This is a genomic window from Hirschia sp. (assembly GCF_058892565.1).
This window is the reverse complement of sequence record NZ_JBZXVU010000037.1, coordinates 31,196-51,750: the sequence shown is the minus strand read 5'-3', so window position 1 is coordinate 51,750 and position 20,555 is coordinate 31,196. Positions and strand designations below refer to the sequence as shown.

The 20,555-nt window shown below is 45.7% G+C and carries 21 protein-coding genes; 16 read left to right on the top strand and 5 right to left on the bottom strand.

Translation table 11 applies throughout. The features are described from left to right. Positions 1-106: 106 nt before the first annotated feature. Together AC5EF3_RS13900 and AC5EF3_RS13895 are read right to left on the bottom strand one after the other, a co-directional pair. The gene (locus AC5EF3_RS13900) at positions 107-319 is read right to left on the bottom strand and encodes a helix-turn-helix transcriptional regulator (protein WP_015828210.1); all 213 of its coding nucleotides are present in this window, start codon (positions 317-319) and stop codon (positions 107-109) included. 8 nt (positions 320-327) lie between these two features. Further along, the gene (locus AC5EF3_RS13895) at positions 328-747 is read right to left on the bottom strand and encodes a hypothetical protein (protein WP_015828211.1); all 420 of its coding nucleotides are present in this window, start codon (positions 745-747) and stop codon (positions 328-330) included. 196 nt (positions 748-943) lie between these two features. Here AC5EF3_RS13895 and hisI point away from each other — a divergent pair, with 196 nt between their 5' ends. From hisI to AC5EF3_RS13880, 3 genes are all read left to right on the top strand, one after another. Further along, positions 944-1,363 carry a phosphoribosyl-AMP cyclohydrolase gene (gene hisI, locus AC5EF3_RS13890; RefSeq protein ID WP_015828212.1) on the top strand — a complete coding sequence of 140 codons (420 nt, stop codon included), beginning with the start codon at positions 944-946 and terminating at the stop codon, positions 1,361-1,363. Between the two features lie 177 nt (positions 1,364-1,540). Beyond that, the gene (locus AC5EF3_RS13885; RefSeq protein WP_493548475.1) at positions 1,541-2,722 is read left to right on the top strand and encodes a glycoside hydrolase family 108 protein; all 1,182 of its coding nucleotides are present in this window, start codon (positions 1,541-1,543) and stop codon (positions 2,720-2,722) included. Positions 2,723-2,816: 94 nt separating this feature from the next. Then, a complete protein-coding gene (locus AC5EF3_RS13880) occupies positions 2,817-3,926 on the top strand; it encodes an RluA family pseudouridine synthase (protein WP_493548474.1) in 1,110 nt (369 codons plus the stop codon). Between the two features lie 17 nt (positions 3,927-3,943). Here the strand turns inward: AC5EF3_RS13880 and AC5EF3_RS13875 are convergent, their stop codons facing one another. After that, on the bottom strand, positions 3,944-5,374 hold the full coding sequence (locus tag AC5EF3_RS13875) for a methyl-accepting chemotaxis protein (protein WP_493548473.1): 1,431 nt from the start codon (positions 5,372-5,374) through the stop codon (positions 3,944-3,946). Positions 5,375-5,905: 531 nt separating this feature from the next. Here AC5EF3_RS13875 and rpoH point away from each other — a divergent pair. The 3 genes from rpoH to AC5EF3_RS13860 all read left to right on the top strand — a co-directional run bounded on the left by rpoH (position 5,906) and on the right by AC5EF3_RS13860 (position 8,752). Beyond that, entirely contained in the window at positions 5,906-6,793 is an 888-nt protein-coding gene (rpoH, locus tag AC5EF3_RS13870; RefSeq protein WP_493548472.1) for an RNA polymerase sigma factor RpoH, read from the top strand. A 23-nt stretch (positions 6,794-6,816) separates the two neighbouring features. Continuing rightward, positions 6,817-7,620, top strand: a complete 804-nt coding sequence (locus tag AC5EF3_RS13865; RefSeq protein WP_493548471.1) for an SDR family NAD(P)-dependent oxidoreductase — start codon at positions 6,817-6,819, stop codon at positions 7,618-7,620. 82 nt (positions 7,621-7,702) lie between these two features. Further along, positions 7,703-8,752: an NAD-dependent epimerase/dehydratase family protein gene (locus AC5EF3_RS13860; protein WP_493548470.1), complete on the top strand. Its 1,050-nt coding sequence runs from the start codon at positions 7,703-7,705 to the stop codon at positions 8,750-8,752. A gap of 28 nt (positions 8,753-8,780) precedes the next feature. On the opposite strand, the gene AC5EF3_RS13855 is transcribed toward AC5EF3_RS13860, so the two are convergent. Both AC5EF3_RS13855 and AC5EF3_RS13850 read right to left on the bottom strand, forming a co-directional pair. Continuing rightward, positions 8,781-10,073 carry an adenylosuccinate synthase gene (locus AC5EF3_RS13855; protein ID WP_015828219.1) on the bottom strand — a complete coding sequence of 431 codons (1,293 nt, stop codon included), beginning with the start codon at positions 10,071-10,073 and terminating at the stop codon, positions 8,781-8,783. 168 nt (positions 10,074-10,241) lie between these two features. Continuing rightward, positions 10,242-10,814 (bottom strand): acyloxyacyl hydrolase, encoded by a 573-nt coding sequence (locus tag AC5EF3_RS13850; RefSeq protein WP_015828220.1) that lies wholly within the window; start codon positions 10,812-10,814, stop codon positions 10,242-10,244. 194 nt (positions 10,815-11,008) lie between these two features. On the opposite strand from AC5EF3_RS13850, the gene ruvB reads away from it, so the two are divergent. From ruvB to tilS, 10 genes are all read left to right on the top strand, one after another. Beyond that, positions 11,009-12,040, top strand: a complete 1,032-nt coding sequence (gene ruvB, locus AC5EF3_RS13845) for a Holliday junction branch migration DNA helicase RuvB (protein ID WP_041302294.1) — start codon at positions 11,009-11,011, stop codon at positions 12,038-12,040. 166 nt (positions 12,041-12,206) lie between these two features. Further along, entirely contained in the window at positions 12,207-12,653 is a 447-nt protein-coding gene (gene ybgC / locus AC5EF3_RS13840) for a tol-pal system-associated acyl-CoA thioesterase (protein ID WP_493548469.1), read from the top strand. A 260-nt stretch (positions 12,654-12,913) separates the two neighbouring features. Continuing rightward, on the top strand, positions 12,914-13,714 hold the full coding sequence (gene tolQ / locus AC5EF3_RS13835) for a protein TolQ (protein ID WP_493548468.1): 801 nt from the start codon (positions 12,914-12,916) through the stop codon (positions 13,712-13,714). Between the two features lie 3 nt (positions 13,715-13,717). Further along, positions 13,718-14,176 (top strand): ExbD/TolR family protein, encoded by a 459-nt coding sequence (locus tag AC5EF3_RS13830; protein WP_015828224.1) that lies wholly within the window; start codon positions 13,718-13,720, stop codon positions 14,174-14,176. An 89-nt stretch (positions 14,177-14,265) separates the two neighbouring features. After that, on the top strand, positions 14,266-15,072 hold the full coding sequence (locus AC5EF3_RS13825; RefSeq protein ID WP_493548467.1) for a cell envelope integrity TolA family protein: 807 nt from the start codon (positions 14,266-14,268) through the stop codon (positions 15,070-15,072). Between the two features lie 132 nt (positions 15,073-15,204). Beyond that, positions 15,205-16,569, top strand: coding sequence for a Tol-Pal system beta propeller repeat protein TolB (gene tolB / locus AC5EF3_RS13820; RefSeq protein WP_493548466.1), 1,365 nt, complete (start codon positions 15,205-15,207; stop codon positions 16,567-16,569). Between the two features lie 336 nt (positions 16,570-16,905). Beyond that, positions 16,906-17,451, top strand: a complete 546-nt coding sequence (gene pal / locus AC5EF3_RS13815) for a peptidoglycan-associated lipoprotein Pal (protein ID WP_015828227.1) — start codon at positions 16,906-16,908, stop codon at positions 17,449-17,451. A 77-nt stretch (positions 17,452-17,528) separates the two neighbouring features. Next, positions 17,529-18,374 carry a tol-pal system protein YbgF gene (ybgF, locus tag AC5EF3_RS13810; RefSeq protein WP_493548465.1) on the top strand — a complete coding sequence of 282 codons (846 nt, stop codon included), beginning with the start codon at positions 17,529-17,531 and terminating at the stop codon, positions 18,372-18,374. 35 nt (positions 18,375-18,409) lie between these two features. Then, the gene (locus AC5EF3_RS13805; RefSeq protein ID WP_493548464.1) at positions 18,410-18,952 is read left to right on the top strand and encodes a type III secretion system chaperone family protein; all 543 of its coding nucleotides are present in this window, start codon (positions 18,410-18,412) and stop codon (positions 18,950-18,952) included. Next, positions 18,906-20,327, top strand: coding sequence for a tRNA lysidine(34) synthetase TilS (gene tilS, locus AC5EF3_RS13800; protein WP_493548463.1), 1,422 nt, complete (start codon positions 18,906-18,908; stop codon positions 20,325-20,327). The genes AC5EF3_RS13805 and tilS overlap by 47 nt, the downstream gene beginning before the upstream one ends. The last annotated feature ends 228 nt before the right edge of the window (positions 20,328-20,555 follow it).

Genomic DNA, 20,555 nt, shown 5'->3' with positions numbered 1-20,555 from the left:
TCAAAACAGACAAAGATCTACGCGACCGCTTTCTACGATTGAGCGAACGCTAAATCGCATAAAAAATTCAATTTGAAAAAGCCCAGGAAACGCCTGGGCTTTTTTATTACTCGCTCCACACAAAAACGTCTGTGAGACTTTGTTCCAATGTCTGCGCAATTCTAAATGCTGCCTCAAGTGAAGGAGAGTATTTCCCCTTTTCAATCGCGACAATTGTCTGGCGCGTCATGCCGATTGCATCCGCCAATTCTTGCTGTGTCAGCTTTTTGGCTTTGCGCAATTCTTGAATATGATTGCTAAATGGGAGTTCTTTACTCATGCCTCCCCCTAAAGCCAATATCTGTATTTAGCGATTTGCATACCATAGCGCACCAATTCACCGGCAAACACAGCAAGCAAAACCCAATTTGCAACTTGAAACCCAGTCGCCCCTTTAAAAGCGCTTGCCGCCGCAAGTAATGCTCCCGCCATGGCGATATTGCCGCCCAAGGCACCAGATTTTGCAATGATTTGGCTATCACGTTCATCACAATCGGCTTCAGCATCTTTAGGCGAGAGCACAGCTGCAACAATGTGCCCTGCGACCATTATGACAACCAACGAAATCATCAACCAGAATTGGCTATACGCTAATCCAGCACGCGTTGCCGTGTCTGGAAGCTGAAACCCGTTCTGGACGAAATAGGTCCCATACACGCCTAATAATCCAATAAAACAGACCCAAGCGCTTTTTTCTCTAAATGACATTCCTTATCTCCACAAATGTAAAATATTATGGACACAAAATGTCATATATTTTTTACATGTCAAACATTATTTACAAAAAATGTCGCATATTTTTGACAAAGCAGTTTATTTGACACCTTAGTCACATGCCAAAAATTAAGTGATTAATGTCTAAAAACCGCTGGCAAACAAGGAAAAATACGCCTAAGTTTGCGCCATGTCCCAAGCTAATAAAACACCTATATTTCCGCCGCCGCTTTCTGGATCTGAGCAAGACGAAACAACAAGCTTTCGTCCTCGGTTCAATAGTGATGGACTTGTTGCTGCTATCGCGCAGGATGTATCTTCCAATGAAGTGTTGATGCTTGCATGGATGAATGAAGACGCGCTCAAGCTGACAATTGAAACAGGACGCGCTGTTTACTGGTCCCGCTCTCGCAATCAATTATGGCGCAAGGGCGACACATCCGGTGCTTATCAATATGTCGAATCGATCCACACGGATTGTGATCAGGATGCAATTTTGCTGAAAGTGCGCCAGACTGATGGTGCCTGCCACACTGGACGGGTATCTTGTTTTTATCGCCAAATCACTGACTTATCGACACTTAATCCAACAGAAGACAAACCAGCATAATATGAATCTTGTTCATTGAGAGCAAAACTCGTCATGCTGCACTGTTTGTATCTTGTCGCTGCAATGCAAGCATGTCAAAATATCGAAACACTGATATAAAGCCAAAAATATACCAATGAAGATGGGTATTTGCTTTTAAAGCGGGACCATACGCATCAGTCTGAGGGGGTGAATTTCATGTCGGCTTCGAATGTCTATGAAAGAACAATGAAACACATATTCACATGGGAAGGTGGATATGTTGATCACCCCAATGATCCGGGTGGTGCCACCAATTATGGCATTACGCGACAAACCCTTGCGAACTGGCGCGGCAAACCCTCCATTCCGAAACAGGAAGTCAAAGACCTATCATACAATGAAGCTGCGCAAATTTATCGTGCAAATTACTGGAACAAAATCCTTGGCGACGACCTACCACCTTCCATCGCTATGCTAATGATGGATGCAGCTGTCAATTCAGGTCCGGGTGCAGCTATCAAGACATTACAACGTGCAGTGGGTGCACTCGGTGAGAAAATAAAAGTGGATGGCGCGATCGGCCCCAACACATTGCGCGCAGTCAGACAAATAGACGAAGAGAAACTGCTGAATGAATTCGTGGTTAGACGCGGTGTATTCTACGGCAGCTTGAAAACATTTACATCATTTGGATTGGGATGGGCGCGACGCTTAGTGTCTGGTGCACGTCTTGCGCATTCGATTTTAACGGACTCGCGGAATGGTGCCACAGAACCGGCTGAACCCGTTGAAAATCCTGCGGATACACCTGCGAATAACGCGCCAAGCATAGTCGAGCCCTCGCCGCTTCTTCCGGCAAATATTAGTTTGAAACGTCACTTTTTCGATGAACGCGGCATTCAAGTGTATGGAAGTTTCTTTCAACTTTGGGGCGGTTGGATCACTGCCGGCCATGTCATTCGGCAAATGCTAAATACATCCCCTCCATTTGCGAGCGGTCAACAAATTCTATATCCGGGCCAAATGGATGCTGCACTTATGGGGTGCACTATACCTGACCAACAACCTCGTGCGCCGGTGATAGGTCAAAAAATTGTGGTTGCAGGCTATCCTGCTGGCTCTAGCACGCCTTCATTTAGAGAAGCTGAAGTCTATATGCAGCGCCCACAAACGACAGATTGGATAGCCACAATATCAAGTCCAGCTGAACCCGTTGTTGTGGGGATGTCGGGCGGCGTTGTGTATGATGCCACAAGCAAAGCAATTGTTGGTATTTTGATTACACGCAACTCCCCTGCTGATCTTGATGCAGATGACCGTGCTGATCAAAATTTTGATTTTGTGGCCATGTATGATGTCTGGAACCAGTTAAGAACTTTCCCGCCAGTCGGCGTTTAAGCTTCGCATTAAAATTTGCAAAAACACCTTAGTTTTATGAAATTTATCAATTCGATATTTGACAAGAGACTATTTGAACGGCACCTGTCTTGAAATGACAGATATAAACGACTTCTCTTCAGACAATTCACCTAACTCAGACACAACACAATCTATTGTGATCGTCGCCCCCGCAGAATTTGCTGGTGAACGACTGGATAAATGGCTGCCTATCGCCGCGCCAGAATTGTCGCGCTCTCGTGCTAAAGCCATCATCGAAAAAGGTGATGTTTTGCTAGATGATACAGCGATCACTAGTCCAAAGCACAAAGTGATAGCTGATGGTCGTTATGTCATTTTGATGCCGCCACCCCTAGATGCAGAACCGCTTCCAGAAGACATTCCATTGGATGTGCTATTTGAAGACGAGCATCTGATCATCATCAACAAGCCAGCGGGACTTGTCGTTCACCCTGCGCCCGGTTCTACGTCTGGCACGCTCGTCAATGCATTATTGCACCATTGCGCAGGTCAATTGCCTGGTATTGGCGGCGTTGCCCGCCCCGGAATTGTCCACCGATTGGATAAGGACACATCCGGTGTGATGGTGGCAGCAAAAACAGAATTTGCGCACACAGGCCTATCCTCACTTTTCCAAGCTCACTTTATGGAACGTGCCTATCTTGCGGTGACACGCGGTGCGCCGCGCCCTCTTTTGGGAAAAATTGAAACCCGCATCGCTCGCTCAACAACTGACCGAAAGAAGATGGCTGTTGTTCGTGAATCTCGCCTGTCTGCGTCTGCTGAATGGCATGGCGAATCTGAAGAGGATTACGAACAGAAGGGTAAGCACGCCATTACCAATTACAAAGTGCTGGAACAATTTGGGAGAATAGACGCCACATCTGGCTTGCCGGCTGCCACCCTTACAGAATGCCGATTGGAAACAGGACGCACCCACCAAATTCGCGTTCACATGGCGCATATTGGTGCCCCTCTTTTGGGGGATCAGACCTATGGACGTTATCGCGGTTTGAAAGCACACGGGTCCGGCCCCGCATTTGAAACAGCAACACATGCTTGTAAAGAATTTAAACGCCAAGCATTGCACGCGGCGATTTTAGGGTTTGAGCACCCAGTAACAGGGGAAAACCTTCGCTTTGAAGTGGAACCACCTGAAGACATGCTAAATCTGTTAGCAGCGCTTAGAAACCTGCCGACCTAGCAAATTATAAGGTAAGATTAGAGCGCATATGCGAAGCGCAAGCCTCCCCAGTGTTTACCCTGAATAAATATTGGGGCTGACACATCCACCATGGGTGTAAATTTTCCGCCGCCCATATCCCGTTCATAACATTGGCTTAAGACCGGCAATGTGTTTGCTCCAGCTCTTTTCCCGACTGTATCCACGAAAAAGCGTCGGTTTCGACAATTGGCATTATTCCAAACTGGGTCATCGCCTTGTGGTTTGGAAAATTTCGAATTGTGTGTCGCTAGGTATGCTTTTTTATCAAGACAGCAACAGAATACGACTTTTGAATCAAAATCCAATGCACCATCAAGAAGTGGGTGCAGAATCCGGTCGAATATTTCGTTATAAGGCGTCAGGAATTGCTCTGGGGATGAGTTTGGGACTAATTTGTAATCTGGCGAAATACTCTCATCGACATCAAACTCACCGCGTGCTGCAGCCTCAGATAATAACTTAGACGCTTGATCTGCTAGGAAAATGGTATTTTCTCGAAATTTGGTATCTACGGTTTCAATGCCAGTTCGGGCAGTTACAGCCATCAATCCTTCACCCATACCTCTTAAACCCTGAAGCTGCTTTTCAGCGCCGCGCAGGTTTTCGCTGGATTTTTCAAACCCTTTTGCAAAATTACTGACATTCCCGCCTAATTGTTGGCTAAGCTCTTCTATATGAGTTGCTGCCCCCAGTATTTGAGTGATTTCTCCAACCATCTGACCAACCGAATTTTCGGTTTTGTCCAATGTCGCATTGATCGCGCGTGTTGCTTGCGAAGCTTGCTCCGCTAGTTTGGAGCTTTTAAGCCCACCATCAAAAAGCTGATCGGATTTGCTTCCTAACTCATCGACTGTTGATGATATCTGCTTTGTGGCATTTTCTGTCTGGGCAGCCAGAGCTTTAACTTCAGCGGCAACAACAGCGAACCCACGGCCAGCTTCACCTGCTCTCGCTGCTTCAATCGTCGCATTCAGCGCCAGCAAATTTGTCTGACCGGCAATCGCCTCAATAGTTTGTGCGACATTGGATACTTTATCTAATTCTTGTTTCAACGATGATACGAGAACCTGACTTTCAGACACTGCGCCCGCCAATGTATCAATACAAGATAACGCTTCGCGAAAATCATTTAAGGATTGTGATAAAGCTTGATTTGTCGCATCAGCAACATTCTGAGAGGCTGCCGCGCTCGTCACGATAGCAGCATTGGCTGTTTCCAGATCGCTCATCTCCGAACGCACTTTAACAAGCAAAGCTTCCTGCCCTTCAAGCAAAAAGCTTAATTCCCTGACACTGCATGAAACATCAACTATGCCGTGAGCAACTCCTGTCCCCTCTTTCGCAAAATCTCTAAGAAGGTTTGTCTCTTTATCTTGTTCCAAATTCGAAGAAAAATTATCTTGTTGAACTTGCTTCACTTCAGTCATGTTATGATCCAGATAAACTTAACAGGGAAACTGTACAAAATTTAAACCATTTAAATTAGGTATTCGTTAAGATTACAAGAGTGCTGAACTACGTCTTTAGTCTGGCAAAACCGGCCAAAACAACTGATCAAAAATACGTGATTAAAGAAAAAAACAATATTTTTAGAATAATTATTCTAACTCAAAATTTAGAATAATCGTTCTACTTTTTTGATTTTACAAGCATTTTACTTCTGAAACGAAATTCATCGTATTTTGAATTTAAAAATATATGAAATCAACCTCTTAAATCGAACACGGACCTCCCTATATTACTAAAATGCGGATCAAAACTGCGATGCGGGAAGTTATTTTCGGTGTTGGTTCGATGAATATTTTATATACTCCATTCGACCATTATTCATGGCACTTATGGAACATATAGAGAAAACAGGGGCAGACGAAACGGATTTTTTTCGTCATCTTTAGCCCACACAAGGTTCTAAGATGAGAATTTGAACTCATCTATAGGTAAAATGAGGAGGCCATCCAATGGCACAGTTATCAACATCTATAGCGCTCTCACCCGAGCAAGGCTTGTCGCGCTATCTGACTGAAATTCGTAAATATCCTCTTCTGGAAAAAGATCAGGAATTCATGCTGGCCAATAGATGGCGCGACCATGAAGACCCTGAAGCTGCGGAAAAAATGGTGACATCTCACCTACGTCTCGTTGCAAAAATTGCAATGGGGTATCGCGGATACGGCCTCCCTATCGGTGAAGTTATCTCTGAAGGCAATGTTGGCCTTATGCAGGCTGTCAAAAAATTTGACCCTGATAAAGGCTTCAGACTTGCCACATATGCAATGTGGTGGATTCGTGCATCTATCCAAGAATACATTTTGCGCTCATGGAGCCTTGTAAAACTTGGTACAACAGCGGCACAGAAAAAACTATTCTTCAACTTGCGTCGCCTCAAAGGTGAAATCCAAGCGTTGGAAGAAGGTGATCTTCGCCCTGAAAACGTTGCAGAAATCGCGACACGTCTAAATGTGAGTGAAACTGAAGTAATATCCATGAACCGCCGCATGACGGGTGGTGATGCATCCTTGAATGCACCAATCGGTGGAGCCGATGGTGATGGCGAATGGATGGACTGGCTATCAGATGATGATCAGCAAAATCAGGCGGAAGAATACGAGCAGAATGATGAATTTTCAACGCGCATGTCATTGCTGGAAACAGCGATGGAAGGCTTAAATGAAAGAGAAAAACACATCATTGCAGAACGTCGCCTGAAAGATGAACCTTCAACGCTGGAAGAGCTTTCTGCGGTATATAATGTGTCTCGTGAGCGTATTCGTCAGATCGAAGTGCGTGCTTTTGAAAAACTGCAAAAAGCAATGAAGGAAGCTGCAATAGAACAAGGCGTTGCATAATCGCTTCAAATAAGCGCCCCCCTATGCCCCCTGATGGGTCTGGTACCAGCAATGGGCCAGACCCTTTGGCATTTTCAGGGTTTCAAACATTAAAAGAAAATTACACAGCAATCATTATTGGTGCCAGTGGTGGCATTGGTCACGCCTGTGTGCAAGCCATTGCAGATGATCCTCGATGCAGCAAAGTCTACGCGCTATCTAGATCTCAAACGACATTTAAACATAGCAAAATCATTACCGGAATTTTGGATCTTCAGGATGAAGGTTCCATTATTACTGCTTTTGATAAAATAGCTTCCACCACGCCTAACAATCTAACTTTTGACCTTGTTTTTGTCGCAACAGGCTTTCTTCATGATGACGTTATTGCGCCAGAAAAAAGCTGGAAACAGTTGACCGCTTTGAGCTTTGAAAAAGCTTTTGCAATCAATACGATTGGCCCAGCCTTGATCGCTAAACACGCTCTGCCGCGAATGTCTAAATCCTCTAAAACAATCTTTGCAGCTCTCTCAGCGCGTGTTTCATCGATTGATGATAACCGGTTAGGTGGCTGGCATGCCTATCGTGCCTCCAAGGCTGCGCTCAATATGCTCATCAAAAATTTTGCAATTGAAGCGAAACGCAAATTGCCAGAAGCAGTGATAGTTGGCCTACATCCGGGCACTGTAGACACAGCCCTCTCTCAGCCTTTTCAAGCAAATGTTCCAAGCAAGCAATTATTCACACCGAAAATCAGTGCCGCTCATTTGCTCAATGTGGCTGATAATCTGCACGCTGACGATAGTGGAAACCTATTCGCTTGGGATGGAAAACGCATACAAAGCTGAAAATTAGCAATTTTATTAACCAATCCTTACTAAGATTGTCTAATATTCCCATATTGATCAATTGATTCGTAAGTTTAGTATTATGCGATTATTCGTTTCGGGTGGCTGCGGCTTTGTTGGCTCCTCCCTTGTAAAACAAGCTGTTATAAATGGCTCTCATGTTTTCAACATGGATATGCGAAATACTGCCCAAATCGCACCTCAGCTTGCAGAGGTAAAAGGCAAAAAGAATTACTCTCAGCTCATCGGCAATGTGACTGACAGTGTAATGCTAAGTGCGCTTTTAAAAGAATTCAAACCCGATGCATTCATCCATTGTGCTGGCGGCCTCAGCGAAAAACATGGCACCCCATCCCTACAAGGGGCCGAGGCGACAATTGGTGTGCTGGAAGCTGTCAAAACATATTATAAAAGCCTAGACGAAACAGCACAAAAAAAATTCAAGCTCGTCATTCCATTTAACACATTAGTTTATGGTTCTTTGAACGGCAGCGTCGCTGAATTTGATACAAATACGCCGCTTTCAACCACTTCCATAACAGCTGCACGTGCAGTCATGGATCTTGTTCTCGTCAATGGTTGGTCGGCTGAAACGAAAATACCGGTTATCTATGCTGGTGCCTCCGCTATTTATGGTCCGAATCAAAACAGCGACGCACTTATACCAAGCGTATTGAAAGCGGCAGTAAAGCAAACATCCATTTCGCCTGATCACGCTTATGACACGCTAGATTGGCTGCATGTTGATGATTTTGCCGATGGTCTTTTAGCAGCAGCAAAATCGGGTAAAAACGGACATACATATCTGTTTTCAGGACGGTCTGAACGTCGCCACATAGACATAACCACTAATGTCTTGATGATTTTGGATGGGGTTTATCCACGCAATGATCACCAAAGCTATAAGGCGCTTTTACACGACGCTCCTCAAAGCCAAACAGCGCCTTTGCGATGCGCCCTAAGCCCGATAAAAGCAGAAACAGATTTGAACTGGTATGCAAAAAACAACTTGCTGATGGGCTTAAGAGAAACCGTTATTTGGAATATGCAAAAACTGGCTCCCAAATTTGCCATGCGAACAAATAAGGCCGCCAACAGTAATTTTTCTGCTAGCGGCCTTGCGGCGGAATAAACGTCCGCTTTTGTATTTTTAAATAGGCTTATGCCACGAACGGGTCACGCACCAAAATCACATCTTCACGCTCCGGAGATGTAGACAGAAGCGCAACAGGCTTGCCTACCAATTCTTCCAGACGGCGCACATATTTAACGGCCTCACCAGGAAGCTGAGTCCATGAACGTGCGCCCTTTGTTGACCCCTTCCAACCTTTTAGCGTTTCATAGATTGGCTCTACAGCAGCTTGATCAGTCATGCCGGCAGGGAAATAATCAATGACTTCGCCATTTAATTTATAACCGACACACACTTTGATTTCATCAAGGCCATCAAGAACATCCAGTTTTGTCACAGCAAGACCTGTTACACCAGACGTCGCACACGCTTGGCGCACCATAACCGCATCAAACCAACCACAACGGCGCGCACGGCCTGTCACCGTACCAAATTCGTGACCAACAGTCCCAAGACGCTCACCAATTTCATTGTCTTGTTCAGTCGGGAATGGACCAGAACCAACACGCGTTGTGTAGGCTTTGGCCAAACCAAGCACATAATTGATCGCATTAGGACCAACTCCAGACCCAGCAGATGCCTGTCCGGCAACAACGTTGGATGATGTCACAAATGGATAAGTCCCTTGATCAACATCAAGCATAACACCTTGCGCGCCTTCAAAAAGAATACGGCGGCCAAGTTTCACACTATCATCAAGACGTTTCCAGACAGGTTGTGCAAATGCCAAAATTTTGTCTGCAATTTCAAGAAGGTCAGCTTTTAGTTTTGCGGCATCGGGCTCATCTAGTCCAAGCCCAACACGTAGTGGACGGTGATGCGCTAGCAGGCGCTCAAGCTTAAGATCCAATGCTGCGGGGTCTTTAAGGTCTGCCACGCGAATAGCACGGCGACCGACTTTATCTTCATAAGCAGGACCAATGCCGCGCTTTGTCGTTCCGATTTTGGCATCTCCGAGCGCACCTTCACGGGCCGCATCAATATCTTTGTGCCATGGCAAGATCAAACAGGCATTATCAGCAAGAACCAACTCATCTGGTCCCAACTCAACGCCTTCTTTGGCCATGCCCTCAACTTCGGCAAGCAATTGCCACGGATCAACGACCACACCATTTCCGATGACGGACAGTTTTCCACCGCGCACAACACCAGAGGGCAACAGGTTTAATTTAAAGGTTTTGCCATCAATAACGAGCGTATGCCCTGCATTGTGTCCGCCTTGAAAACGTACAATGACGTCTGCTCTGCTAGACAACCAATCGACAATCTTACCTTTACCTTCGTCGCCCCATTGAGCGCCGACAACCACCACACCGGACATGTGCTACTCCATTTTAATGAATGCCGCGCGCAAAGGACATTAAACTGCAACAAAAAGCAATAGATAGCAGGCTATAAACCGGTGAGTAGGTATATTTTGCGATTCAGGAAACGGTTTGAAGTAGCTTCTCATTCAAACTGACATCATTCCGTCTTCAAGCTGAAAGAGCTAGAAAGTACGTGTGACCCGTAAACCAACATCATCCAACCCTTGATTTCGTCCATTGCCTAACATTTGTCCGTGGGACAAATGATCATAGATTAATTGAACACCCCATTGCTCATTAATATCCTTAGACAGAGCAAAACTTGTCCGAAATAAATCCCGTGACCCTAAAAGAAGATGTGTCGATTCAAAGACTGCGCGTTGTGCAGCGGTATCGCCCTCACTGTCTAATTCCCCAGAATGAATTGCGTATCCCAAACCCGGTTGAAAATGCCACCCTTTTGCAAATTCGAAATCCCATTCAAATCCAGCAGCTATATAAGATGTTGACCCTTTAGTGTTTGCTGAAACCATTGCATATGGATGAGGTGACCAAGTATTTCCCAGAATATCCAATTGAGAAAACCGCACTTCAGCAGATATATTTACACCAGGTTCTTTATTCGAATTTTTGGGAGTTAACACTTGCACATTGTGATCAAGAATTCCAAAACGAACGCTATCAAGAATTTCTGCTTGCGCAGGCATATTTGCGCTCAAACCGACACCGGCAAAAAGCAATATCATTTGTTTCATAGTCACAGCCCTTAAAACCAACAGCCTTATGATTTAACCGTGAATCTTGAAATTTAAAGTAGGCTTATCACCACATCAGTGATTAAACTCCATATATTCGTTCGCACTTTGTTTTGCATTTTGCGATATTTTCCTCCAAGGATATATGCAGACTTTGCTTTTCACGAACACTTAGAACGAAACGACGTATGAATATGGGTAGAGACGGTGATATAACAGACCCCACACGCCAACCGGGGGAAACAATTGATCGCGCGCTTCGTCCTCTCTCATTCGATGATTTTACGGGACAAGCATCTGCAAAAGCCAATCTAAAAGTCTTTGTTCAGGCTGCTCGCAATCGCGGGGACGCACTGGATCATGTTTTATTGTTTGGCCCACCGGGGCTTGGCAAAACAACACTTGCCCAAATCGTATCGCGCGAAATGGGCGTTGGGTTTCGATCAACATCCGGTCCGGTGATCGGCAAGGCTGGCGATTTAGCTGCCCTTCTCACAAACCTTGAAGAAAATGACGTCCTCTTTATCGATGAAATTCACCGCCTTTCACCGGTCGTCGAAGAGATCCTCTATCCAGCCATGGAGGATCACACATTAGACATCATGATTGGCGATGGACCTTCTGCACGCTCTGTAAAGATTGACCTTCCTCCTTTCACGCTTGTCGGTGCAACAACGCGTGCAGGGTTATTATCCACACCGCTGCGTGATCGCTTTGGTATTCCTGTGCGACTGGAATTTTACACGCCTGAAGAATTAGGTGGTATTGTTTTTAAAGCCGGCATCAAAATGGGGGCTGAGATTACCGAAAGCGGAGCTATAGAAATTGCGCGCCGTGCGCGTGGTACGCCGCGAATAGCCATTCGCCTTTTGCGCCGCGTTAGAGATTTTGCTGAAGCGGACAATGTGCAAATTGACAAAGCATCCGCAAGCAAAGGTCTCGCCCGCCTTGAAGTCGATAGTGACGGATTGGATGCACTTGATCGACGTTATCTAAATGCTTTGGTGAAGACATATTCCGGCGGCCCTGTTGGCGCAGATACTTTAGCAGCTGCTTTATCCGAAGCTCGTGATGCCATTGAAGAAGTGATCGAGCCATATTTAATGCAGCAAGGATTGGTGGCTAGAACGCCGCGTGGCCGCGTCGCCGCACCGGGGGCTTATCAGCGTCTAGGCATGCCCACACCTGATAACAATACTCAAAAAGATATGTTTTCAGACGATTGATCCGAACAGCCAATAAAACAACTCTTGCGTGTATTTTATATTTCACTATACACGCTTGAAATTATTGATTTGAGCCAATCTCTTTGCGACTTTCATCGCACGCTCCCTTGAAGATAGACGGTGAAATCAATACCTATGTAGAAGATATTTTCAGGATTTTAATATTATGAATGATCAACCTGAAGCTGGCCGCATTGAGATTGATGAACATATATTGCCGGTACGTGTTTATTATGAAGACACAGATTTCACAGGCGTTGTTTACCACGCAAACTATCTCAAATTTTTCGAACGCGGCCGGTCCGATTTCTTACGCTTTGCCGGCATGAGCCATGAGAAACTGGCCCAAGAACAAAATCCTCTTGCCTTTGCTGTTGCACGCATGGAAATTGATTTTAAACGCCCAGCAAAAATAGATGATGCGCTGACAGTACACACCCGATTCGTCGGCTCAAAAGGTGCACGTTTATTGTTTAATCAAAAAATATGCAGAAACGACACGCTGCTTTGTAGTGCAGATGTTACGATCGTTCAGATAAATATGGATGGGCAATTAATTCGTCCCACAAAGGAACTTCTCAGTGCGTGGGGACAATACCAGTCTCCTAATTAGAGATTTTCACGACTCAAAACTAGCAGAGCAATATGATTGCATTTCCAGCAATTCTTGCTTTGCAACTGCTTTATATCCAATATTTCCAAAATTTCATGGGTTGAATCACTGCACAAATGCCTTTTGCATGTGTATTTGACACTTGTCTCCTTCATCTCGCCCAATTTGCGTTCCATGCAGACTGCGACTAGAGGAACCAAATGTGGGCGCTAGATTGTCTAGCGCATTTTAAGACTGGTCTTTTCAAGTACGAGGTCCAAATGATGTCGCTAGAACTTTTGATAACAAGCGGAATCGACAACTTAGCCGCCTTGCCCATGATGCAAGCTGCTGCTGTTGAAGTAACTGGAAGTGAGCCTGCTGAAATTGCTTCTCACAGCGATTTCTCCTTCCTTGCTTTGATATTGGCCGCGGGGCCGGTCGTTAAAGTCGTGATGCTTGTTCTTGTTATTATGTCCATCTGGTCTTGGATGGTAACGTTCGACAAATGGACAGGCATGGGCGCAGCTCGCAAAAAAGGTCGCCAGTTTGAAGAAGCTTTTTGGTCAGGCCAGCCATTGGATGAAATGGATGACCGTGTTGGTGACAAGCCTTCCGATGCCCTCGCCCGTGTTTATTCTGCTGGTTCTAGAGAATGGCGGGAAGCGCGCCGTCTGCGTACCCTGACAGATACAGTCGCCACATCCCTCTTGCAACGTGCGCGTTCTCAAATGAATGTCGCGGTTAATCGTGAAGCTGCGCGTTTGGAAAAAGGCTTATCAACATTGGCCATCATTTCATCTTCAGCACCATTCATCGGTCTATTTGGAACTGTCTGGGGAATTATGACAGCCTTCCGCGATATCGGTATGGCTGGTGAAACAAACCTTGCAGTTGTAGCGCCGGGTATGGCTGAAGCATTGTTTGCGACAGCGCTTGGTCTATTAGCTGCGATCCCAGCAATGATGTTTTACAACAAATTTTCTGGTGAAGTGAACAAATTCGTTGAGCATATGGATACATTTGCAGAAGAATTCACTGTCCGCATTTCACGTCGTCTTGCAGAAAGACTGGATGAATAGATTATGGCCATGATGTCCCCCTCTTCAGGTGGCGGCCGCGGTCGTCGCCGTTCGCAAAACGCAGATATCAATGTCACGCCCATGGTGGATGTCATGTTGGTGCTGCTCGTTATTTTTATGGTGACTGCACCAATGGTTGTGACCGGTGAACCGGTTAATCTTGCAAAAACCAGCTCTAAACCATTACCTCCAAGTGAAAACCAATCACTCGCCCTAACGGTAAACGCGTCAGGTGATTTATTTATTGGTAGCAACACCGAACCTGTAGAGCCTGCTCAACTTGGTGCTCAACTCATCGCTATTGCGCAGAACGGATATGAAGATCGCGTCCTCGTGCGCGGCGATAAAGCAGCCGATTATGGGCAAGTGCTGACAGCCCTTTCATTAGTGCGGGATGCAGGATTTACCAATGTAGGTCTTGTGACAGATCCTACTGGAAACCGTAAGGCCAAAGGAAACTAGGCGTGCGCCCAGGCTTATTCCTCTCTCTTATATTTCATGCGGCCATTTTCGGGTCAGCATATGTCGTGTTCCCCATGGCAACGACAACCATGTCCGAAGAACTGATTATCGTGCCAATTGAACTTGTCACTGTATCTGACACGACAAACCTAACAGCTCCTCAACCTGATCCGGTTGAAGAACCTGAACCAGAGCCAACGCCGGAACCTGAAGAAGAAGCACCGCCGGAAGAAGAACCTATTCCTGAGGATGATGCTGAAGTTTCAGATGAACCCGATCCATTTGCGGAAGAAGACGGCCAAACCGAATCTGAGCCGGAAGAAGTCGAACCTGAGCCAGAAGAAACAGCGGAGCCTGAACCTGAGCCAGAAGTGACGCCGGAGCCCAAACCAACTCCGACGCCGACACCTAAAGTGATACCGCCCAAAGAAGAGAAGAAAGAACAAACCAATTCTTTCCTAAACAGCGTTTTGCAAACAACCGAAGATAAAAAGAAAACGCGCGAACGCGAATACAAAGCCGCGCCGGATCTTAAAAAGGTTGAAAACGCCAATCAGAATAAGCGCTCAGCCGGTGATCGCTCTCGGGATACTGCCACTTGGACGACAATGCTAAAGTCAAAAATCGAAACCAAGTGTTTCCGCGACCCATCTGACATGGCCAATGCAGAACGGTTGCAGGTGACCTATAAAATCACTTTCAACAAAGATGGCAGCCTTATGCGTTCACCGCGTCGCATAAGCCCCACTATTATACCAGGCAATGATCAACAAATGCGCATTTTTGATATCAATGCCACACGCGCTATCGAAAAATGCGCACCCTATAATGACATTCTACCAGCCGAATACTATGACGAATGGAAAGACTTCACATTCGTCTTTGGAGTTCGGTAAACAGCCACGACCATTCCCGAAAATTTCGCGTCATTCGGGAATGACATATTTCGGACAGATCACTATGGTGACTATCGGTAACCATAGTGCATTCGCATGAATTGAGACTTTGAAGGATAGGAGATCCTCGCCATGAAATCAGCCGTCAGCGCCCTAGCTGCTTTATTATGCAGCCTGCTTTGTCTGCCCGCTTATGCGCAGGACGAAAATGTCGTAAACATCACCAAAGGCACATTCGAGGCTATGCCAATGGCTATCCCGGATTTTTCTGGTGATACCACTGAAGCTGCAACTGTCGGATCTGACATTGCCCAAGTTATCCGAAATGATCTCGCTGGCTCGGGCCTTTTCCGTATGATCAGCCCAGAAGCCTTTGTTGAGAAAAACCTTGATATCGCTGTATTGCCAACTTTTGCCGACTGGAAAGTCATCAATGCAGATGCGCTTCTGGTAGGTAAAACAATCATAGACCCGACAGGTTCTATGGCCACTCAGTTCCGTCTGTTTGATGTTTTCACAGGTAAGCAACTCTATTCTCAGGAATACACAGTATCTTCTCGTGATAGCTGGAGACGTATGGCTCACATTATTGCTGATGATATCTATGAGCAGCTAACACCTGACAGCGGATATTTTGACAGCCGTATCGTTTATATTGATGAAAGCGGTCCAAAGACAAAACGCGTTCGCCGCCTTGCCATTATGGACCAAGATGGTGCCAACCCTGAAAACCTCACAGATGGCCGTATTGAAGTTCAAACACCTCGTTTTGACCCATCATCACAAACAATCATCTATACGGCGCTAGTCCCCGATGCACGCAACCCACTATTAGAGCGTCGTCGTGTTTATCTGTTTGATATTGAAACGGGTCGCCAAGAAGTTATTGGTGATTATGGTCTCACATCATTTGCGGCTCGATTCGCACCTGATGGAAACAGCGTGGCTATGAGTTTGGCAGAAGACGGTAATTCCGACATCTACATTCTAGATTTGGCACGTCGTCAACGCACACGCCTCACAAACAATCTCGCAATCGATACATCTCCATCTTATTCTCCAGATGGAAAAGAAATCGTCTTCACGTCCGACAGAGGTGGTTCACCGCAATTATATATTATGAATGCTGATGGATCTGACCGAAATTGTGAAAATGGACCGCGCAACAAAGTATGTCGAATCACATTTGGCCAAGGTAGCTATTCAACACCTGTTTGGTCTCCTCGTGGTGATTTGATCGCCTTTACAAAGCAATCAAAAGGTCGTTTTGAGATCGGAGTCATTAAGACAGATGGAACAGGAGAGCGCTCTTTGACATCTGATTACCTTGTAGAAGGCCCCACATGGTCCCCAAATGGGCGAGTCATTATATTCTTTAAAGAGGCTCGCGGCGGAAGACCTAGCCTTTGGAGCATAGATTTAAGTGGAAGAAATTTAAAACGCGTTCCAACACGTGGTGATGCTTCCGACCCAGCATGGTCACCTGTCCTGCGATAAAAACATGAAAGGCCAGTCGATAAAGACTGGCCTTTTCTTTGTTTTTATTGACTTTTATTGTGCATCGCTGATTATAAAATTGATTGCATAAAGGTATGCTTGCGTGTTAATCATCGTAGCTGTTCCTATGCATGCCGATTAGACTATTTTATAAAATTCACGTTAGGAGACACAGAAAGTGTTGCAGTTTTCTAACATGACGCATTATGGTGAACATGCGTTCATCGATCGTGCGCTAGTTTCGTATAATGGTCACATAAAGCCATTAGGAAGCAAATGCATTCCGTTCACGTCCAACGCTGGGCGTGCGCGTCCTAAGGGGAGTCTGTAAGACCAATGAATTACAAAGTAAGCTTCGCTGCACTAACTTTTTCAGCTGCGGCACTCGCATCCGGTTGTGCTTCTACAGTAGAAGAACCAGCACCGGTTCCAACACCAACACCTGTTGCGACACCAGCACCGGTTCCAACACCTACTCCAACTCCTGTTGTTGTTCCACAAGGTCCAATTCCTGGTTCTTTGGAAGACTTCAACGTAAACGTCGGCTCTAAAATATTCTACGACGTTGACCAGTACAGCCTAGACGACGCTGACCGTCAGGTTCTTGCACGTCAAGCTGCTTGGCTGAACACATACCCAGGCGTTTCAATTCTTATTGCAGGTAACTGTGATGAGCGTGGAACTCGTGAGTACAACATTGCACTTGGTGAGCGCCGCGCGGCAGCCGCTAAAGATTACTTGATGGGCCTCGGCGTTTCTGCTGCTCGCATCGAGACAGTCTCATACGGTAAAGAGCGTCCAACTGACCCGCGTTCAACAACAGAAGCTTGGTCTGTAAACCGTAACGCTCACACACAATTGATTAGCGGCGTTACTGGCTAGTTAAATCTACAGCAGTTTGTCTCCGCGCTGCCTTATTTTCGGCGCGGAGGCCTGCTAACTAGAATATTATGAATATTATGCGTGATCTCCGTCTTTCGACTGCCGCAGTGCTTTCGCCTGTGGTTGTTCTTGTATCTGTCTTTGCCTTCTCCGCACAGGCTCAGGTGAGTGTCGACCCGATGGTGGCCCGCCTTCAAAGCCGCATGGATACAATTGAACAGAACATCCAACGCGCGACTGGCCGTGTCGAAGAGTCCGGATTTCAAGCCAATCAACTGCAAAAACGTATTGAATTTCAAGCTGAAGAAATTTCAATATTGAAACAGGCTTTGGCGGCTCAAAATGAGCGAGTTAAAAAGCTAGAAGCAATCATCAATGCACCATTAGACGCCGCAGCCAACGCAGCGGACGGACCAGCAGAAACGACTGTTCCATTGGTTGGTGCAACGGATTCGACAACAAAAGCATCTCTTGCAGCTGCGCGGACGGATGAAGCCATCGCGTCAAAGCCCGCTGATATTGAAGATCTACCTGAAGATCCAAGCAAACTTTTCAGACAAGCGAAAAACCTTCTATTGAAGGGTGATTATCCTGCTGCTGAAACCGCCTTTGCTCACTTAGTCTCAACGCACCCAGATGTACCCGAAGCAGCTGAAGCTCAATATTGGCTAGGCGAATCACTTCTTATTCAAGAAGCTTTCCCAGAAGCAGCTGAAGCTTATGTTGCTTTGATACGAAACTACCCAGACGCTCCTAAAGCGCCTGACAGTTTAGTTAAGCTTGCTCGCTCGCTGCGCATGATGGGTGATACTACACAAGCTTGTGGTGCTTTGACAGAATTGTCTAACCTATATCCGCAAACAAACCCGATGACGCGTAGTTTGGCCAAAACAGAACGCGACCGGGCTGGATGTGACAGTTAATATCCGCTTTGTCTGAACAATAGAAACGAGTGTATATGTCTTTTCGCCGCTTTGACTTTCCAGCCGCAATATCGGCTTGCTTGATAATCATCGCTGGGATAATTGCATCTTCGCAAACGAGTTTCGCACAAAACACACCAGCATCTGCCGAACGCGTTCGCGGCGGCATCCTTGATGCATCCGATGCCAATAGGTTATCTCGCTTCATGACATCCCTTGGATATCAAGCAGATATGGCCACTGGTCCTGCAGGCGATCCAATCATAAGCGGGCGGATTTCCTCATCTGACTACACAATCCACTTTTATGAATGTGAAAATGGTGAGTTTTGTAATTCCATCCAATTTCTAGCAGACACCCCTATTCCGCCTGCTATGACAATGGAAAAGGTCAATGCATTTAACGCTCGCTGGCGCTATGTTCGTGCCTCGCTCACCTCCAATGTCGTTCGTTTACAAATGGATGTAAACTTGGATGGCGGCGTCACAGCTGGTAACATTGAGGATACTCTGGATATATGGCGGCGTCTTCTTGAAACTTACGAAACCGAATTTGCAGCACAAGCTCCCGCCGACTGAAGATAGTCACGGACCGCTCGACTCAAATTCAACAACATATCATCAATCGCGCGTCGACTTTTCCCGTCATCAGGTCTTTTCTCAGTTAGATCAACTGACGTCTTCTGAGACAATAAACAAAAGAATCGGTATCGCCGTATCCGGCGGTTCAGATTCGCTTGGTTTGTTATTACTATCTGCTGAGTGGGCAAGGCTAAACAATTGGCATCTTCAAGCTCTCACCATTGATCACGGAATGCGCCCAGAAGCAGCGCAAGAAGCTGTCTATGTTCAAAGTATCTGTGAAACATTGAATATTCCTCACACGACGATGAATTGGCGACGCCCGCAAGACCAGCGCGCCACTCAAGAAAACGCCCGCATGGCGCGCCATCTACTTTTTTGCGAATGGACAAAAAAACAAAACATCCAATTTCTAATGTTAGGACACACACTTGATGACCGCTTGGAAACACTTCTGATTCGTGAGAGTTCCAATTCCAGCGAATACGGTCTCGCCGCTATGCCGAGTCAATCTTGCAGTCCAATCTGGCCAGAGGGTCGAGATTTAAAATTGCTACGCCCAGCAAATAATTTAACACGCCAAGACCTAAGCGCGATCCTCATTGAAACAGATATATCCTGGGTGTGTGACCCTTCTAATCAAGACGACAAATACGAACGTGTTCGTATTCGAAAAAAACTTGAAGCAATGCCACAGCAAGCTAAACAAAAGTCGATAGAGAAACTGAAAAAACTCACACTCAAGCGACAGAAACTCGTCACTGATCTAACATATTTTTTAAAAAACCATGTTGTTTGGCGTGCTGATGGAAGCGTAGAATTACGCTTGTCAGATTTGTTCAAACATCCATTAGATATACAAAACAAAGCCTTAGAACGTATATTGATCTGCGTGTCGGGTTCCAAACAAAATGTCGGTTTATCACGGGTAATTTCTCTTCTAAACGCTTTAAACGTGAATACAAAATCAGGTAAAATCACGCACTGCCTCGGCAAATGCTGGCTGATTAAAACAGAAGATACTCTTCAAATCTATGCTATGCCGACCAAACGAGCGACTACAAAAAATTCTCCACAAACAACGCGGTCCGTCATAAAATCCAGTCAAAAAATTTGTTATATGGGCAGATTTGATATCCGCTTATCCCCCCAAATGCCCGATAGCTTAGTGCTATCTTGGGATGAAGCCAAAGCACTAGGATATGCTGCTCACCCTTTAAGCGAGAACAAGCGCGCCCAACGCTCAATGCCGGTTCTCATCCCATTAAACACACAAGATAAGCTCAAAGAATGCCTACCTGCAGAGGCCTACACACTCCAAAGTCTGCATTCTGTCAGAAACAACCATTTGAGTGATGAGATTTTTCTTTAATTTAATGCGTTATCCCACGAAAATCGGGTCGCTTTTTATGCATTTTTTAGGTAAAAACACGAATGAATTGTACGAAAAACAAACAAATGACAGAAATTGCACTTATACGAAAATGCAATATCATATGTAATACTTTGTTTTGATTGTATTATTCATTATAGTTAGCAATAATTGTAAAGCGGTTTGAAGATTGCATCTCGTTTTTCACGTCAAGCTTACCTATGTTGA

Excerpts from the sequence above, each read along its gene's own strand:
- AC5EF3_RS13830 (WP_015828224.1), top strand. The coding sequence starts at position 13,718 with ATGGCCATGATGTCCCCCTCTTCAGGTGGCGGCCGCGGTCGTCGCCGT.
- AC5EF3_RS13885 (WP_493548475.1), top strand. The coding sequence starts at position 1,541 with ATGTCGGCTTCGAATGTCTATGAAAGAACAATGAAACACATATTCACA.
- tolB (WP_493548466.1), top strand. The coding sequence starts at position 15,205 with ATGAAATCAGCCGTCAGCGCCCTAGCTGCTTTATTATGCAGCCTGCTT.
- ruvB (WP_041302294.1), top strand. The coding sequence starts at position 11,009 with ATGGGTAGAGACGGTGATATAACAGACCCCACACGCCAACCGGGGGAA.
- AC5EF3_RS13850 (WP_015828220.1), bottom strand. The coding sequence starts at position 10,814 with ATGAAACAAATGATATTGCTTTTTGCCGGTGTCGGTTTGAGCGCAAAT.
- AC5EF3_RS13895 (WP_015828211.1), bottom strand. The coding sequence starts at position 747 with ATGTCATTTAGAGAAAAAAGCGCTTGGGTCTGTTTTATTGGATTATTA.
- AC5EF3_RS13855 (WP_015828219.1), bottom strand. The coding sequence starts at position 10,073 with ATGTCCGGTGTGGTGGTTGTCGGCGCTCAATGGGGCGACGAAGGTAAA.
- AC5EF3_RS13900 (WP_015828210.1), bottom strand. The coding sequence starts at position 319 with ATGAGTAAAGAACTCCCATTTAGCAATCATATTCAAGAATTGCGCAAA.
- AC5EF3_RS13825 (WP_493548467.1), top strand. The coding sequence starts at position 14,266 with ATGTCCGAAGAACTGATTATCGTGCCAATTGAACTTGTCACTGTATCT.
- AC5EF3_RS13875 (WP_493548473.1), bottom strand. The coding sequence starts at position 5,374 with ATGACTGAAGTGAAGCAAGTTCAACAAGATAATTTTTCTTCGAATTTG.
- AC5EF3_RS13805 (WP_493548464.1), top strand. The coding sequence starts at position 18,410 with ATGTCTTTTCGCCGCTTTGACTTTCCAGCCGCAATATCGGCTTGCTTG.
- rpoH (WP_493548472.1), top strand. The coding sequence starts at position 5,906 with ATGGCACAGTTATCAACATCTATAGCGCTCTCACCCGAGCAAGGCTTG.
- pal (WP_015828227.1), top strand. The coding sequence starts at position 16,906 with ATGAATTACAAAGTAAGCTTCGCTGCACTAACTTTTTCAGCTGCGGCA.
- AC5EF3_RS13865 (WP_493548471.1), top strand. The coding sequence starts at position 6,817 with ATGCCCCCTGATGGGTCTGGTACCAGCAATGGGCCAGACCCTTTGGCA.
- AC5EF3_RS13860 (WP_493548470.1), top strand. The coding sequence starts at position 7,703 with ATGCGATTATTCGTTTCGGGTGGCTGCGGCTTTGTTGGCTCCTCCCTT.
- ybgF (WP_493548465.1), top strand. The coding sequence starts at position 17,529 with ATGCGTGATCTCCGTCTTTCGACTGCCGCAGTGCTTTCGCCTGTGGTT.
- hisI (WP_015828212.1), top strand. The coding sequence starts at position 944 with ATGTCCCAAGCTAATAAAACACCTATATTTCCGCCGCCGCTTTCTGGA.
- AC5EF3_RS13880 (WP_493548474.1), top strand. The coding sequence starts at position 2,817 with ATGACAGATATAAACGACTTCTCTTCAGACAATTCACCTAACTCAGAC.
- ybgC (WP_493548469.1), top strand. The coding sequence starts at position 12,207 with ATGAATGATCAACCTGAAGCTGGCCGCATTGAGATTGATGAACATATA.
- tolQ (WP_493548468.1), top strand. The coding sequence starts at position 12,914 with ATGATGTCGCTAGAACTTTTGATAACAAGCGGAATCGACAACTTAGCC.